This is a genomic window from Metabacillus sp. KJ11-3 (genome assembly GCF_055808295.1).
The window spans coordinates 424,656-438,822 of the sequence record NZ_CM147865.1; the positions used below are offsets into that span (position 1 = coordinate 424,656).

17 protein-coding genes are annotated in these 14,167 nt (G+C 37.1%); 14 read left to right on the top strand and 3 right to left on the bottom strand.

The annotated features are described in order from the left end of the window. The first annotated feature begins 13 nt into the window (after positions 1-13). The 3 genes from AC0L8O_RS02215 to AC0L8O_RS02225 are packed head-to-tail and all read left to right on the top strand — an operon-like array spanning position 14 to position 1,839. Positions 14-832, top strand: coding sequence for an ABC transporter ATP-binding protein (locus AC0L8O_RS02215; protein WP_216776364.1), 819 nt, complete (start codon positions 14-16; stop codon positions 830-832). Then, positions 825-1,574 (top strand): IucA/IucC family C-terminal-domain containing protein, encoded by a 750-nt coding sequence (locus AC0L8O_RS02220; protein ID WP_473446430.1) that lies wholly within the window; start codon positions 825-827, stop codon positions 1,572-1,574. The genes AC0L8O_RS02215 and AC0L8O_RS02220 overlap by 8 nt, the downstream gene beginning before the upstream one ends. A gap of 13 nt (positions 1,575-1,587) precedes the next feature. After that, the gene (locus AC0L8O_RS02225; protein WP_473446431.1) at positions 1,588-1,839 is read left to right on the top strand and encodes a YusU family protein; all 252 of its coding nucleotides are present in this window, start codon (positions 1,588-1,590) and stop codon (positions 1,837-1,839) included. A 37-nt stretch (positions 1,840-1,876) separates the two neighbouring features. On the opposite strand, the gene AC0L8O_RS02230 is transcribed toward AC0L8O_RS02225, so the two are convergent. Beyond that, positions 1,877-2,206 carry a spore coat protein gene (locus tag AC0L8O_RS02230; protein ID WP_473446432.1) on the bottom strand — a complete coding sequence of 110 codons (330 nt, stop codon included), beginning with the start codon at positions 2,204-2,206 and terminating at the stop codon, positions 1,877-1,879. A gap of 13 nt (positions 2,207-2,219) precedes the next feature. After that, entirely contained in the window at positions 2,220-2,495 is a 276-nt protein-coding gene (locus tag AC0L8O_RS02235; RefSeq protein ID WP_473446433.1) for a hypothetical protein, read from the bottom strand. A gap of 207 nt (positions 2,496-2,702) precedes the next feature. On the opposite strand from AC0L8O_RS02235, the gene AC0L8O_RS02240 reads away from it, so the two are divergent. After that, positions 2,703-3,620, top strand: a complete 918-nt coding sequence (locus AC0L8O_RS02240) for a proline dehydrogenase family protein (protein WP_473446434.1) — start codon at positions 2,703-2,705, stop codon at positions 3,618-3,620. A 281-nt stretch (positions 3,621-3,901) separates the two neighbouring features. Here the strand turns inward: AC0L8O_RS02240 and AC0L8O_RS02245 are convergent, their stop codons facing one another. Then, the gene (locus tag AC0L8O_RS02245; RefSeq protein ID WP_078431330.1) at positions 3,902-4,057 is read right to left on the bottom strand and encodes a YuzL family protein; all 156 of its coding nucleotides are present in this window, start codon (positions 4,055-4,057) and stop codon (positions 3,902-3,904) included. A gap of 185 nt (positions 4,058-4,242) precedes the next feature. Between AC0L8O_RS02245 and AC0L8O_RS02250 the strand changes: the two genes are divergently transcribed. The 10 genes from AC0L8O_RS02250 to AC0L8O_RS02295 all read left to right on the top strand — a co-directional run bounded on the left by AC0L8O_RS02250 (position 4,243) and on the right by AC0L8O_RS02295 (position 13,994). Beyond that, positions 4,243-6,627 (top strand): 3-hydroxyacyl-CoA dehydrogenase NAD-binding domain-containing protein, encoded by a 2,385-nt coding sequence (locus AC0L8O_RS02250; protein ID WP_473446436.1) that lies wholly within the window; start codon positions 4,243-4,245, stop codon positions 6,625-6,627. Between the two features lie 21 nt (positions 6,628-6,648). After that, positions 6,649-7,824: an acetyl-CoA C-acetyltransferase gene (locus AC0L8O_RS02255; RefSeq protein ID WP_473446437.1), complete on the top strand. Its 1,176-nt coding sequence runs from the start codon at positions 6,649-6,651 to the stop codon at positions 7,822-7,824. Positions 7,825-7,886: 62 nt separating this feature from the next. Further along, positions 7,887-9,671: an acyl-CoA dehydrogenase family protein gene (locus AC0L8O_RS02260; RefSeq protein WP_473446438.1), complete on the top strand. Its 1,785-nt coding sequence runs from the start codon at positions 7,887-7,889 to the stop codon at positions 9,669-9,671. A 396-nt stretch (positions 9,672-10,067) separates the two neighbouring features. Beyond that, on the top strand, positions 10,068-10,427 hold the full coding sequence (locus AC0L8O_RS02265) for an arsenate reductase family protein (protein WP_251681668.1): 360 nt from the start codon (positions 10,068-10,070) through the stop codon (positions 10,425-10,427). 125 nt (positions 10,428-10,552) lie between these two features. Continuing rightward, on the top strand, positions 10,553-10,936 hold the full coding sequence (gene gcvH / locus AC0L8O_RS02270) for a glycine cleavage system protein GcvH (RefSeq protein WP_251681670.1): 384 nt from the start codon (positions 10,553-10,555) through the stop codon (positions 10,934-10,936). A 58-nt stretch (positions 10,937-10,994) separates the two neighbouring features. Continuing rightward, on the top strand, positions 10,995-11,231 hold the full coding sequence (locus AC0L8O_RS02275; RefSeq protein WP_473446439.1) for a YusG family protein: 237 nt from the start codon (positions 10,995-10,997) through the stop codon (positions 11,229-11,231). 185 nt (positions 11,232-11,416) lie between these two features. Further along, positions 11,417-11,764 carry a toprim domain-containing protein gene (locus AC0L8O_RS02280; RefSeq protein ID WP_026559061.1) on the top strand — a complete coding sequence of 116 codons (348 nt, stop codon included), beginning with the start codon at positions 11,417-11,419 and terminating at the stop codon, positions 11,762-11,764. Between the two features lie 23 nt (positions 11,765-11,787). Next, positions 11,788-12,117 (top strand): thioredoxin family protein, encoded by a 330-nt coding sequence (locus AC0L8O_RS02285; protein WP_473446440.1) that lies wholly within the window; start codon positions 11,788-11,790, stop codon positions 12,115-12,117. A 107-nt stretch (positions 12,118-12,224) separates the two neighbouring features. Continuing rightward, complete coding sequence (locus tag AC0L8O_RS02290; protein WP_473446441.1) at positions 12,225-12,542, top strand: SCP2 sterol-binding domain-containing protein; 318 nt, start codon at positions 12,225-12,227, stop codon at positions 12,540-12,542. A 138-nt stretch (positions 12,543-12,680) separates the two neighbouring features. Next, positions 12,681-13,994 (top strand): O-acetylhomoserine aminocarboxypropyltransferase/cysteine synthase family protein, encoded by a 1,314-nt coding sequence (locus AC0L8O_RS02295; protein ID WP_473446442.1) that lies wholly within the window; start codon positions 12,681-12,683, stop codon positions 13,992-13,994. Positions 13,995-14,167 lie beyond the last annotated feature (173 nt).

Here is a 14,167-nt window from a genome sequence, read left to right on the forward strand (position 1 = left end):
GAGTGATTTTAAAATGACAGCCATAGAAACAAGTGCTCTAACGCTTTCATATGGAGATACGATTATTATAAATGAGCTAGATGTGAAAATTCCTAAAGGTGAAATTACCGTTTTTATCGGAAGTAATGGTTGTGGAAAATCAACTTTGCTTAGGTCTATTGCAAGACTGCTAAAGCCGAAGGAAGGAACTGTTTTACTGGAAGGGAATGCTATAGCAAAATTATCAACAAAAGAAGTAGCCAAGCAGCTTGCCATTCTTCCGCAAGGTCCAACAGCACCAGAGGGATTAACAGTCCTGCAGCTCGTTAAACAAGGACGCTACCCATATCAAAGCTGGTTAAAGCAATGGTCTGAAGAGGACGAAGAAGCAGTTAACAGTGCTCTAGAAGCAACTGGCTTACAGGAGCTAGCCGAGAGACCGGTTGATTCCTTATCAGGGGGGCAACGACAGCGTGCATGGATTGCTATGACTTTGGCACAAAAAACAGATATTATTTTGTTGGATGAACCGACAACTTATTTAGACATGACACATCAAATTGAAATACTCGATCTGCTATTTGAATTAAATGAGCGGGAAAATCGCACAATTGTTATGGTGCTTCATGATTTGAACTTAGCTTGTCGTTATGCTCATAATTTAGTAGCATTAAAAGATAAAAAGGTTTTTGCACAAGGAAAGCCTGAAGAAGTGATCAATTGTAGTTTAGTGCAAAATGTTTTTGAGATGAACTGTGAGGTCACAGTTGATCCCATTTTTGGAACTCCGCTTTGTATCCCTCATGGAAAAGGACGATGTATTGTAAAGGAAGTTGGCGCATTAAATGGCTGAATTATCGAAAGTAGAAGAAAAAATATTAGAAAAATATCGTTTATGTTTAAAAGACACTTCACCACAGGTCATGGTCAAAGGTTCTGAATTATTAAATGAAGACCGGTTGATAAGATTATTCAATGATAACTTACAAATAAAATACAATACAGATAAACAGCAGGTTTTAGGTTCGATGCTTGTAAAGAGTTATGCCTTTTTAGCTGCGCTTGTTTTATATAGTATGAGTGTATTTAATAAAGGGATAAATAGTTCCATTGACAACCTTTTTTTATACACAGAGGAAGACGATCCCTTTTGGTTACCGAGTTTCCATTTTGTAAACTCGGAAGTTACCACTCCGGCTTCGAGTCGAAATGAATGGCGTGATGAAGTTTTAGAGGGTCTATTTAAACAAAATATTGCCCTTATGATTACAACTATTTCAAAAGTATCGCGTGTTGCAAAGGTTATTTTATGGGAGAATGTAGCTCTCTATATTTTTTGGATGTACGAGTCTACATTAGAAGACAAAGACTTATCGGAAGAAACCAAAGCAAGAATACGTGATGATTTTTCATATGTTGTAATGGAGGCAGCTCCTCATCTCTTTAGAGTAAAAGCTAAAAATCCTCTAGCTCCATTTTTTCATGAAAAACATAATGATGTACGAAAAAGATCAACCTGCTGTTTATTTTATCTTACATCAAAAAATAATGATCGATGTAACACGTGTCCAATTGAATGCATAAGTCCGAATTAGGAGGTGTTCATGAATGGATCAAAAGGTAAAAGATCAATTTGATGGGCTCATAGAGAAGTATACAGAATTGTTATTAGGAGATTCTTCTGATGAATTGAAGGAAAAAGTAATAATGTGGGCTCTTTATTCTCACATATCAAAGTCAATGCCACCACTCACCAAACATTGGAATGCATCCTATCCTGATGCAAAAGACAACCTGAAGGTCATGATCAATGAGATAAAGGTTTTAAATGAAAAACATAGGGAAACAAAAAATCAATAAAAGGAAAGGGACTGTGTTTTGAACAGTCCCTTTCCTTTTATTGGGTCTTACCGTACGGCGATTCTTGTTGAATAGACGAAGAAAATTTTTGATAAGACTGCTGAAGCTTTTGTGTATCAGCTGCTTCAAGAGTATACCATCCGTTTTGAAACATGAAGTTATATAGATCTCTTTGAGCTTGTTGTGTTTCAGTTAGAATGGATTGCAAGTCTTGATAAAGATTTTGATGACTTGCTTCATTTAAAGCAGTTGAATATGCGGTCGTTAAATATTTTTCAGTTGCTAAAAGATCATTTGCAAAGTCACGATCATTCATTTGTGGTCCCTGTTGAACCGGTGTCATTGATGCACTTTTTATTTGATCCATCTTGTGCTACCTCCTATTGAAGTTGTGAGCTCTGTGAAGATTGCTGTTGGGTTTGTAAATGCCCTAAAATTTTCTGATAGTGTTGTTCATGCATTTGACCGACTTTTTCCAATTGCGTTTTTACCTGTTGATTTTGGCATTGAGAAGCAAAAAAATGAGCTTTTTTCATTGCTAAAAGGTTCCAGGAAAGCATATCTGTAAGGTAAAGCTGATCTTTTGTCGTCACAACATTTGGGGGCTGTTGCATCATACCGGGTTGAGTTTGTTGTTGATAATTTTGCTGTTGCATGTTAATCCTCCTCACAATTCTTTCTTGTCTATGATTACACAATCCGCATAGCCCTATGCAAGTCACTAGTGGTTTTTTAACAGTTTTATTCATCCAACATATAGTAGGAATAAGACGAATACAGATTTGATAAAGATGCAGAATTTGAATGCGTTTTCTTCCATTGTGCTTTTCTTCTGTATAAGGATGAAAGGGAGGCGGTTTAAGATGGAAAAACTTTTACGGAACTCTTTTATGTTTTTATCCAGAAACAAGATGATGACGAAGTTAGCCAAAAAATACGGCTTGCGTTTTGGGGCAGCTAGATTTGTTGCCGGTAATACGATTGATGTTGCAAAAGATGTGATTAAACAATTAAATAATAAAGGACTTGATGTAACATTAGATTATTTAGGAGAATTTATTATTGATGAAAATGAAGCTGAGGAAACAGCCAATCATTGTATAAAGGCGATTGAGATCATTGGTCATGAGCGATTAAAATCACAAGTTTCCATTAAATTAACATCGATGGGTTTAGATATTTCCGAAGAAGTCGTCTTATCGAATATGCGCCGCATCATGGCAAAAGCAAAAAAACATGGTGTTTTTATAACCATTGATATGGAAGATTATTCAAGGTGTGAAAAAACATTGAAGATTTTTAAACACCTCAGATCTGAGTATGACAATGTTGGAACAGTTCTTCAAGCTTATTTGTATCGAACGGTAGATGATGTAGAGGATTTAGGTACTTATCAAGCAAACTTAAGACTTGTTAAAGGCGCATACAAGGAATCGGCAGATGTTGCATTTCCAGATAAAAAAGATGTAGATTTAAATTTTAAAAAGATCATTAAAATGCATTTACTTAATGGTCACTATACAGCTATTGCAACACATGACGACCAGATAATTGACTATACCAAACAAATTGTAAACAAACATAGTATTCCAAAAACTCAATTTGAATTTCAAATGCTCTATGGAATTCGGCCTGAAAAGCAATTGGAAATTGTTAATGAAGGATATAAAATGAGGGTATATGTTCCTTATGGGACAGATTGGTACGGGTATTTCATGAGAAGAATGGCAGAAAGGCCTGCAAATGTAGCCTTTGTGATAAGAGGAATGATCAAACGATAAAGATGATAAAGTGAAAAAGGGAACTCTGCATCTATAGTGCCAGTCCTTTTTGGGATAGATAATATTATGAAAGTGTGTAATTAGTTTTGCGACTAGCTCCGAAGCACAGGATGTGCAAGTGTGCAGTCAATGCGACAGGACGTCGCGTTTTTGACTGCCAGCGCGTAGCCCCTCGAGGTCATATGCCACAAAGGAATTGAAGACAAAGAACGTCTTCTATTCCTTTGCGTCTTATTTGCCCTAGGCTCCTAGGCTGATCAAGGAGCTTACGCTTTTCAACATTACATATCGTCGCTACCCATATTATGTTGTTTGTATTGTTGATTTTGACTAGTGCGTTTCCCGCCGCCAGCTTTTTCGTTAGTAGGACCCGCATTCCCCTTTACGCTTGCAGCACTAACACCCGCTTTTGAAGGAGACTTTTTTAATCTTGCCATATTATATCACCTCCTAGAGATTAACTTGTCCAATGATTGATTTGATTATTTAGGAAAAATTGTGATAAATCTATTGAAGTCATGATGTAAATCTTTTATATTTATAATAAAGAAACTCATTCGTAAGGGTTCATTTTTTTGAAAATAAAATGAATGAGTATTCATTCAAATAAGGGGGAGAATATATGGTCAAGCGTATAAAAAGAGCGGCTGTCTTAGGATCAGGGGTAATGGGCTCTGGAATCGCAGCACACTTAGCAAATATCGGCATCCCTGTATTACTATTAGATATTGTGCCTCGAGAATTAAATGAAGAAGAAATAAAAAAAGGTCTCACACTTGAAGATAAAGCTGTTCGAAATCGTCTTGTACAAACAGCTGTACAAAAGCTTCTTAAACAAAAGCCTGCACCACTTACAGATAAGAGTAATATGGAACGTATTAAGGTAGGTAACTTTGAAGATGACATGCATCTTCTTAATGAAGCAGATTGGATCATTGAGGTTGTTGTCGAAAATTTACCTGTAAAGCAAAAGGTCTTTGCTCTTGTAGACCAATATAGAAAACCAGGGAGTATTATCAGTTCAAATACATCAGGTATTTCAGTAGAGGCTATGGCAGAAGGACGATCAGAAGACTTCCGAAAGAACTTTTTAGGTACGCATTTTTTTAATCCCCCTAGATACTTAAAGCTTTTAGAAGTGATTCCAACAAAAGACACCGATCAAGAAGTCCTGGCATTCATAAAATCATTCGGCGAAGATGTCCTGGGTAAAGGTGTTGTTGAAGCAAAAGACACACCAAACTTTATAGCAAACAGAATTGGGACTTACGGGTTATTAGTAACCGTTCAGGAAATGATGAAGGGCGGCTATCGTGTTGGTGAAGTCGATTCTATAACAGGTCCCCTTATCGGCAGGCCGAAGAGTGCAACCTTCCGAACCCTTGATGTCGTAGGTCTTGATACTTTTGCACACGTCGCAAAAAATGTATATGAACTAGTAGATGGAGAAGAAAAAGAAGTATTTGATATTCCTGTATTTATGCAAAAAATGCTTGATAATAAGTGGCTTGGCAGTAAAAGCGGCCAAGGTTTCTATAAAAAGGCAGGAAAAGACATTCTTGAATTAAATCCTGAAACATTCCAATATGAAGAGCGGAAAAAATTGCAGGCACCATCTGTTGAACAGGCAAAGCAAGCAAAAGGACTACAAAATAAATTGAAAGCGCTTATATATGCAGAAGACCGTGCAGGAGCTTTATTAAGAGGAATTACAATCCCGACGCTCATTTATTCAGCCGAGCTTCTAGGTGATATTGCTGATGATATCGTAGCAATTGATCAGGCGATGAAATGGGGATTTGGGTGGGAATTAGGTCCATTTGAATTATGGGATGCTATAGGGATTGAAAAGTCGGTTGAGCTAATGGAACAGCAGGGTTCTAAAGTACCTGTCTGGGTTAAAGATATGCTTGGCAAAGGCTACGGAACATTTTATAGAAAAGAAAATGGTGTACTATTTTACTATTCTGATGGTGAATACCGACAAGTAAGACGAAATTCAAAGGTGATAGATCTTAAACAATATAAAGAAATCCATGGGGTAATAAAGAAAAACAGTGGTGCAAGCTTAATTGATTTAGGTGATGGTGTTGCTTTATTAGAGTTCCATTCACCAAGTAATGCCATTGGATTTGATATTATTCAAATGATTAATTTCTCAATCGCAGAAGTCGAGAAAAATTACAAAGGGCTTGTGATTGGAAATCAAGGGAAGAACTTTTGTGTTGGTGCAAATCTCGGAATGATTTTAATGGAAGCACAGGACGATAACTTGTTTGAAATAGATATGGTTATTAACCAATTTCAGCAAGCCATGATGAAAATCAAATATAGCAAAAAACCTGTTGTTGCAGCACCGTTTGGAATGACATTAGGGGGAGGGGCTGAAATTTGTCTCCCGGCAAGCAGCATTCAAGCTTCAAGTGAAACATACATGGGGTTAGTGGAAGTTGGAGTTGGATTAATTCCTGGTGGAGGAGGAAATAAAGAGCTTTATATTAAGCAGCTAAACAATATGCCTAAAGGTGCTGATTTTGATTTACAGACTATTGCAAATAAAGTGTTTGAAACAATTGCAATGGCAAAAGTATCATCATCTGCAGCAGAAGCGAAACAAAATCAATTTTTAAATGAAAATGATCATATAAGTATAAACAGTGACCATCTCATCCATGATGCTAAAAAACGTACCATTGACCTATATGATGCAGGATACCAACCGCCAATTAGAAAGAAGATCCCTGTAGTTGGTGAAACAGGATATGCTACGTTATTACTCGGTGCACAGTCTATGTACCTTTCGGGCTATATTTCAGAACATGATTTGAAAATTGCTAAAAAGCTGGCATTTGTGATAGCAGGGGGAAAAGTTCCATTTGGAACAGAGGTTGATGAACAATACTTATTAAATTTAGAAAAAGAAGCGTTCTTAAGTTTAGTAGCGGAAAGAAAATCTCAAGCAAGAATGCAGCATATGCTCGTAAAAGGAAAGCCGCTTAGAAACTAATAAAAGGGAGGTTTTAATTGAATGAAGGAAGCAGTCATTGTTGCTGGTGCCAGAACACCGGTTGGTAGAGCAAAAAAAGGGACTTTAGCTAATATGCGTCCGGACGATTTAGGTGCTTTAGTTGTAAGGGAGACGTTGAAAAGAGCAGGGGATTATGAAGGCAACATCGATGATTTAATCATCGGATGTGCGATGCCCGAAGCAGAACAGGGCTTAAATATGGCGAGAAACATAGGGGCCTTAGCTGGACTTCCTTATTCAGTTCCTGCCATTACTATTAATCGATACTGTTCTTCCGGCCTGCAAAGCATAGCTTATGGAGCGGAGAAGATCATGCTTGGTCATTCGGATACTGCAATAGCCGGAGGAGCTGAATCGATGAGCCTTGTGCCAATGATGGGGCATGTAGTTCGGCCTAATGTAAAATTAGCAGAGGAAGCACCGGAGTATTATATGGGAATGGGGCACACCGCTGAGCAAGTAGCAACAAAATATGGGATTTCTCGTGAGGAACAAGATGCTTTTGCTGTAAGAAGTCATAAGCGGGCAGCGAAAGCGATTCAAGAAGGAAAGTTTGATGATGAAATTGTTCCTGTTGAAGTGAATGTTCGAACAGTGGGAGCTGATCACAAGCTTCAGGAGAGAGTGGTTCAATTCAGTCAAGACGAAGGCGTTCGCGCGAATACAACAACAGATATATTAGCTACCTTAAAGCCGGCTTTTTCAATAAAAGGGTCTGTTACAGCTGGAAATTCTTCACAAACGAGTGATGGTGCTGCGGCTGTTATGCTAATGGATCGAGAAAAAGCTGAATCTCTCGGATACGAACCTATGGCAAAATTCAAATCTTTTGCGGTGGCAGGTGTGCCACCCGAGGTAATGGGGATTGGTCCAGTTGCTGCTGTTCCATTGGCATTAAAATATGCAGGACTGGAGCTTTCAGATATTGGGCTATTTGAATTAAATGAAGCCTTTGCATCTCAATCGATTCAGGTTATACGGGAACTAGGACTTGATGAAGAAAAAGTCAATGTGAATGGTGGAGCTATTGCTCTTGGTCACCCACTAGGCTGCTCAGGTGCTAAGCTTACCCTTTCACTTATTCATGAAATGAAGCGAAGAAACCAGCAGTTTGGTGTTGTCACAATGTGTATCGGTGGAGGAATGGGTGCTGCAGGAGTATTTGAATTAGTGTAACCAGGGGCCATTGTTAGATGAATAAATCGTGAATTGACAATAAAAGAGTGGGGGAATTTTTCATGGCAAAAGCAACGAATTCGGTGATTAAAGGTGGCAGCTTCTTAATTGAGGATATCTCGTACGATCGCATGTTTACACCGGAAGATTTTACAGATGAGCAGAAGCTGATTGCAAAAACAACAGAAGAATTTACTGTAAATGAAGTTTTACCACATCTAGAAGACATTGAAAATCATCAATTTGAAAAATCTGTGAAACTGTTAAAGCAAGCAGGGGAGCTTGGTTTATTAGGTGCAGATGTTCCTGAAGAATACGGTGGGTTCGGATTAGATAAAATAAGCTCTGCACTTATTACTGAAAAAATCTCAAGGGCAGGAAGCTTTTCGCTTTCTTTTGGTGCCCATGTTGGAATTGGTTCATTACCGATCGTTCTGTTTGGAAATGAGGCGCAAAAAAAGAAGTACTTACCTGAACTTGCAACAGGTGAAAAAATTGCTGCCTATGCATTAACAGAGCCTAGCTCAGGATCTGATGCATTAGGAGCAAAAACAACGGCAAGATTAAATGCAGACGGCACACATTATGTGTTAAATGGTGAAAAGCAATGGATCACAAACTCCGGTTTTGCTGATGTTATTATTGTATATGCGAAAGTAGATGGTGAACATTTTTCAGCCTTTATTGTAGAAAGAGATTTCCCGGGAGTGTCGACCGGACCTGAAGAAAAGAAGATGGGGATAAAAGGTTCATCAACAAGAACGGTTATTTTAGAAGATGCACTTGTCCCTAAAGAAAACTTATTAGGTGAGCTTGGAAAAGGTCATGTCATTGCTTTTAATATATTAAATATCGGCCGTTACAAACTTGCAGTTGGAACAATTGGCGGTTCAAAAAGATTGATCGATGTTGCTGTTCAATACGCAAATCAACGTCAACAATTTAAAACTCCAATTTCTAGCTTCTCACTTATTCAAGAAAAACTTGCCAATATGGCTGTGAAAACATATGCAATGGAAAGTTCTGTTTATCGGACAGTCGGACTTTTTGAGGATCGTATGAGCAGACTAACAGATGAGGAAATCAAAGATGGTAAAGAAGTAGCCAAATCTATTGCTGAATACGCAATTGAGTGCTCATTGAATAAAGTTTTTGGTTCGGAAACACTAGATTATGTTGTCGATGAAGCGGTCCAAATCCATGGCGGCTACGGTTTTATGGCTGAATATGAAGTAGAGCGTGTTTATCGTGATTCCCGTATTAATCGTATTTTTGAAGGAACAAATGAAATTAATCGTCTATTAGTACCAGGAACTTATTTACGAAAAGCGCTTAAAGGAGAATTGCCTTTATTTCAAAAAGCACAAAGCTTACAAGAAGAGTTGATGATGCTTATGCCTGAGGAAGTTGGAGATGGAATATTGGAGCAAGAGAAAAACCTTTTGAAAAATGCGAAGAAAATCGGCGTATTAATTGCAGGTCTTGCTGCACAAAAATACGGAAAAGAACTACAAAAAGAGCAGGAAGTATTAGTGAATATTGCAGACATCGTGAGCAATGTATATGCAATGGAATCAGCGATTCTTCGAACAGAAAAGGCGATCGCAAAAACTGGTGAAGAAAAAAATAAGCAAAAGCTTCTTTACACACAGGTATACTGTCAAGAAGCATTTAATGAAATTGAGTCCCATGCCAAAGAGTCATTAATTGCAGTGGAATCAGGTGATTCCCTCCGCATGATGTTATCAGCATTACGAAAATTCACCAGACATACACCCATCAATGTAATCGGCAAGAAAAGAGAAATCGCAGCAGCTATTATTGATAAAAACGCTTATTTGGCATAAGTGGAAAGAGGCAATCTTTTTAACTGGGATTGTCTCTTTTTTACGGCTATCTTCTTAAAGGTTGTAGCAGTTGAATATTATTCTATAGTGGAATGGAGCAGAAGACACTCGACTCCTGTGGGAGAAGAGGAAAGGACGAGACCCCGCAGGCGAAGCTGAGGAGGATCTGCTTCCTCCCCGAGGCATGGAGTGTCTGGAGCGCAATGAAACGAACTAATTTTCACCTATAACATTTCCATGTATACCAAAACAGCCTTTTAATTTTGAGAAATTTTGTCACAAACAGGACATTCCTAATTAGGCGCGGTCAAAAATCTATGATAAGATAAAGAAAAATATTCCTCTCCAAAAATGGAATAATACTTTATTGATTATGTGATGTTGGAGGTGATACAAATGGCATTAGATTTTTACTGGTACCCTAAATGTGGAACATGTCGAAAAGCGAAAAAATGGTTAGAAGAACATAACATTGAATTTAATGAAATACATATTGTGGAAAATCCTCCTTCCAAAGAAGAACTATCAAGCATTTACCAAAAGAGTGGAGTAGAACTAAAAAAATTCTTTAATACAAGTGGACAAAAATATCGAGAGCTTGGTCTTAAAGATAAATTAGCATCAATGTCAGAGGACGAAATGCTCGATCTATTATCGTCTAATGGAATGTTAGTGAAACGACCACTTACTGTTGGAAATCAAAAGGTAACAATAGGTTTTAAGGAAGACCAATTTGTTGAAGCGTGGGAAAATTAACCTGAACTTCTTGCAACAGTGTAAAAAAACTGCTAAAACAATAGTGATTACTATGTTAGAAAATAAAGGTAGTATAACGGATCCAATAACATTCATAATGATAAAAATCCTGGAGGTATGAGAACATGAACACACCAAAAGAACTTCGTTATTCAGAAGAGCACGAATGGGTAAAAGTTGAAGGAGAAAAAGTTCGAATCGGCATCACTGATTTTGCTCAATCAGAACTAGGTGATATCGTTTTCGTCGAACTACCGGAAGTTGGCGATGAAATAAAAGCGGATGAGCCATTTGGAAGTGTTGAATCTGTAAAGACTGTTTCTGAGCTTTATGCACCAATTAGTGGGAAAATTATTGAAATCAATGAAGATCTTGATGATAGCCCTGAATTTGTAAATGAATCACCATATGAAAAGGCGTGGATGATTGTTATTGAGCCTTCAGATATTGCAGATGTTGAAAAATTAATGACTGCAGAACAATACACAGAAAAGACCAATCAAGACTAATAAGCATGATGTGAAAAAATATGGACATCCTATAAGTAAGGTAAAGGAGGGTGTCCATATGTCTATTCAAAAACAACGATTAGATATCACTGATCGAGTTGTCGGGAAATTTGGAGATGGGCAATTAAATCTTTATCTGGAAAATGAAAAAATTGGCCAGATGGTCTCAGAAAACAATTATAACTTGAATGCTGGTTATGAGTTTAATAATAGCCACTTTTATCAAATTGCAGATGTGTTATCTGGACCAGATCAAAAATATGTCGACTGTGACGATGAAAATGGCTGGTGTTAATGGAAAAGCAGTGGCTAACACCACTGCTTTTTTGCACTTTCGCCTCTTTTATATACTAAATGGTCTGTTTTCTTTATATGTTTTTTCAATATGAAATAGAAAAAACATGAAATTAAAGGGAAACAACCTCGACAAATCGAATACGTTATAGAAAAGACTTTTACATTTAAAATTAGGTGATGGTTATGTCGTTAGTTGAGGTTGAAAAAGTTTTAATTGTTGAGGGGAAATCAGATAAAAAGAAAGTTCTAAATGTAATATGTGAGCCAATAGAAATCATCTGTACAAATGGAACGATCAGTTTAACAAAAATGGATGAATTAATTGAAGAGTTATTTCTTAAAGATGTGTATATTTTAGTTGATTCAGATGATGCCGGAGATCGTTTGCGAAAACAATTTAAGCGGGAGTTTCCAGAAGCCTCCCACCTCTATATTGACAGGGCGTATCGTGAGGTTGCAACAGCGCCTGATCACCACGTTGCATCAGTCCTGCTTACTGCTAATATAGATGTAAATGCAAAATTTCTTTAGAAGGGTGTAAAAAAGTTAGGACTATGATTGATTGGAATGAAAAGCAGCTTACGATAATGAATAAAGGCCTTCATGTGATGTATTTATTTACACCAATGTGTGGTACGTGTCAGGTTGCTAAAAAGATGCTAAATGTAGTAGATGAGTTACTTCCAGAATTAGATATTTATTCGATTAATTTAAATTATTATCCTGAAGAAGCGAAAGAATTAGGGATTGAAAGTGTACCGTGTTTGCTTTTATTCGTAGATGGGAAATTAAAGGAAAAGGTATATGCATTTCAGTCAGTGGGATACCTTTATGACCTTTTAAAACAATATAATGGAAAAGATGACATATTTCTTGGGAAATAGTGCTGTTTCCACAAGAAGGGCAGAAACTGTCGAGTTTTATTTAAAGGATTCTTCCGATCATTCATGAAATTAGTTAATAAACTAATTGATGATCGGGAGGATTTTTTATGTTCTTGACTGATTTTATTTCCAGCCTAAATAAAGCTGATTTTATAAAGCCCATATTAATGAATCGAAAACTTATTGTTGAAGTCAGGCCCAAAAGTAGTGAGAGTTATTATCTTGAGCTTTCATCAAAAGGATCGAGTATTTTGGCTTATTGTCCTCAAAAGGTTGATTTTTTAATTGAGGGTGGAAAGAAAGATTTAGAGGATATGATCAAAAATAGCATTAGCATGAAACAGTTATTATCTTTCGGAAGTATATCCATAAAAGGGTCTTATCGTGATTTTTTAAAGCTTGATGCACTTATTAAATTAAGATAGGGTTAAACCTCCCTGAAGACTTGCCGAATATATGCTTGGGAGATTAAAATAGAAGAGTCTAAAAACAGAGTTTTTTCATCAAGTATTTGCACCTATTTGTAGACAAGGAAGGTAATACAATAGGGGAGGAATCAAAAAATGAATGAAAAACAATATCGACAAGAAACATTAACAATTCACGGTGGATTAAAAAAAGATGAAATGACAGGTGCAAGATCTGTACCTATTTATCAGTCCAACGCTTATGTGTTTGATAATACTGAACATGCCGCTAATTTGTTTGGTTTGAAAGAGCCGGGATATATCTATACAAGAATACATAATCCAACAGCAACAGTATTTGAGGAAAGAATTGCCCAACTTGAGGGAGGGATTGGCAGTTTAGCTGTAGCAAGTGGAATGGCAGCGATTACATTATCTGTATTGAATATCGCTGGCGCTGGCGATGAAATTGTATCAGCATCTACCCTATACGGTGGAACGTATAATTTGTTTGCCGCAACCTTGCCGAAATATGGAATTAACACAACTTTTGTTGATCCGAAAAACCCTGAGAATTTCCGTGCAGCTATCACTCCAAAAACGAAAGCGATTTTTGCAGAAACAATTGGTAATCCAAGTTTAGATATTCTCGATATTGAAGCTGTTGCTGAAATCGCACATGAAGCTGGTATTCCGCTAATTGTTGATAATACATTTGCAACTCCATATTTGTGTAAGCCGATTGAACATGGTGCTGATATTGTTGTTCACTCTGCCACCAAATGGTTATTAGGAAATGGAACAACAATGGGGGGAGTGATCGTAGACGGTGGGAGGTTTGACTGGAATAGCCCTAAATTCCCAGGGTTTACAACACCTGACCCAAGCTATCATGATCTCGTATATTCTGAGGCCTTAGGTGCACAAGCATATATTATCAAAGCGAGAGTCCAATTATTAAGAGATATGGGACCTGCCATTAGCCCTTACAATGCATTTCAATTTACACTAGGATTAGAAACTCTTCATGTTCGAATGAAAGAGCATGTATCAAATGCGCGAAAAATGGTTGATTACCTTGAGAACCATCCAGCTGTAGAATGGGTGCTATACCCTGAAAGCCCGAATCATCCAGCAAAAGATTTGGCTGATAAATATCTTCCTAAGGGAGCAGGGGCAGTCATCGTGTTTGGCATTAAAGGTGGAAGAGAAGCAGGAGCATCCTTAATAAACTCTGTTGAATTGTGGTCACATGTAGCAAATGTAGGGGATGCCAAAAGCTTAATTATCCATCCGGCAAGTACAACACATCAACAACTAAATGATGAGGATTTAAAGAAATCAGGAGTTAAAAAAGACTTAATTCGCCTTTCAGTGGGAATAGAACATATTGATGATTTAATTGAGGACCTTGAACAAGCTATTGAAAAGGCTACAGGGATAAGAAGTTTAGAACAAGTGAATATATAAAATAAAAAGAAATAGGATGATCGCTTATGTCATTCTATTTCTTTTTGTATTAGGGTGCTTTTTGTAGATAAACCAGAATTTTTAAAATTTTATAACAAATTGATTTTGATTGACATGATTTTTTAACACATGATACAATCACACTCGTATTTAAAAACCGACATTTACTTAAT

What these genes read in the sequence shown, in the direction of transcription:
- AC0L8O_RS02215 (WP_216776364.1), top strand. Translation starts at nt 14, where the DNA reads ATGACAGCCATAGAAACAAGTGCTCTAACGCTTTCATATGGAGATACG.
- AC0L8O_RS02220 (WP_473446430.1), top strand. Translation starts at nt 825, where the DNA reads ATGGCTGAATTATCGAAAGTAGAAGAAAAAATATTAGAAAAATATCGT.
- AC0L8O_RS02225 (WP_473446431.1), top strand. Translation starts at nt 1,588, where the DNA reads ATGGATCAAAAGGTAAAAGATCAATTTGATGGGCTCATAGAGAAGTAT.
- AC0L8O_RS02230 (WP_473446432.1), bottom strand. Translation starts at nt 2,206, where the DNA reads ATGGATCAAATAAAAAGTGCATCAATGACACCGGTTCAACAGGGACCA.
- AC0L8O_RS02235 (WP_473446433.1), bottom strand. Translation starts at nt 2,495, where the DNA reads ATGCAACAGCAAAATTATCAACAACAAACTCAACCCGGTATGATGCAA.
- AC0L8O_RS02240 (WP_473446434.1), top strand. Translation starts at nt 2,703, where the DNA reads ATGGAAAAACTTTTACGGAACTCTTTTATGTTTTTATCCAGAAACAAG.
- AC0L8O_RS02245 (WP_078431330.1), bottom strand. Translation starts at nt 4,057, where the DNA reads ATGGCAAGATTAAAAAAGTCTCCTTCAAAAGCGGGTGTTAGTGCTGCA.
- AC0L8O_RS02250 (WP_473446436.1), top strand. Translation starts at nt 4,243, where the DNA reads ATGGTCAAGCGTATAAAAAGAGCGGCTGTCTTAGGATCAGGGGTAATG.
- AC0L8O_RS02255 (WP_473446437.1), top strand. Translation starts at nt 6,649, where the DNA reads ATGAAGGAAGCAGTCATTGTTGCTGGTGCCAGAACACCGGTTGGTAGA.
- AC0L8O_RS02260 (WP_473446438.1), top strand. Translation starts at nt 7,887, where the DNA reads ATGGCAAAAGCAACGAATTCGGTGATTAAAGGTGGCAGCTTCTTAATT.
- AC0L8O_RS02265 (WP_251681668.1), top strand. Translation starts at nt 10,068, where the DNA reads ATGGCATTAGATTTTTACTGGTACCCTAAATGTGGAACATGTCGAAAA.
- gcvH (WP_251681670.1), top strand. Translation starts at nt 10,553, where the DNA reads ATGAACACACCAAAAGAACTTCGTTATTCAGAAGAGCACGAATGGGTA.
- AC0L8O_RS02275 (WP_473446439.1), top strand. Translation starts at nt 10,995, where the DNA reads ATGTCTATTCAAAAACAACGATTAGATATCACTGATCGAGTTGTCGGG.
- AC0L8O_RS02280 (WP_026559061.1), top strand. Translation starts at nt 11,417, where the DNA reads ATGTCGTTAGTTGAGGTTGAAAAAGTTTTAATTGTTGAGGGGAAATCA.
- AC0L8O_RS02285 (WP_473446440.1), top strand. Translation starts at nt 11,788, where the DNA reads ATGATTGATTGGAATGAAAAGCAGCTTACGATAATGAATAAAGGCCTT.
- AC0L8O_RS02290 (WP_473446441.1), top strand. Translation starts at nt 12,225, where the DNA reads ATGTTCTTGACTGATTTTATTTCCAGCCTAAATAAAGCTGATTTTATA.
- AC0L8O_RS02295 (WP_473446442.1), top strand. Translation starts at nt 12,681, where the DNA reads ATGAATGAAAAACAATATCGACAAGAAACATTAACAATTCACGGTGGA.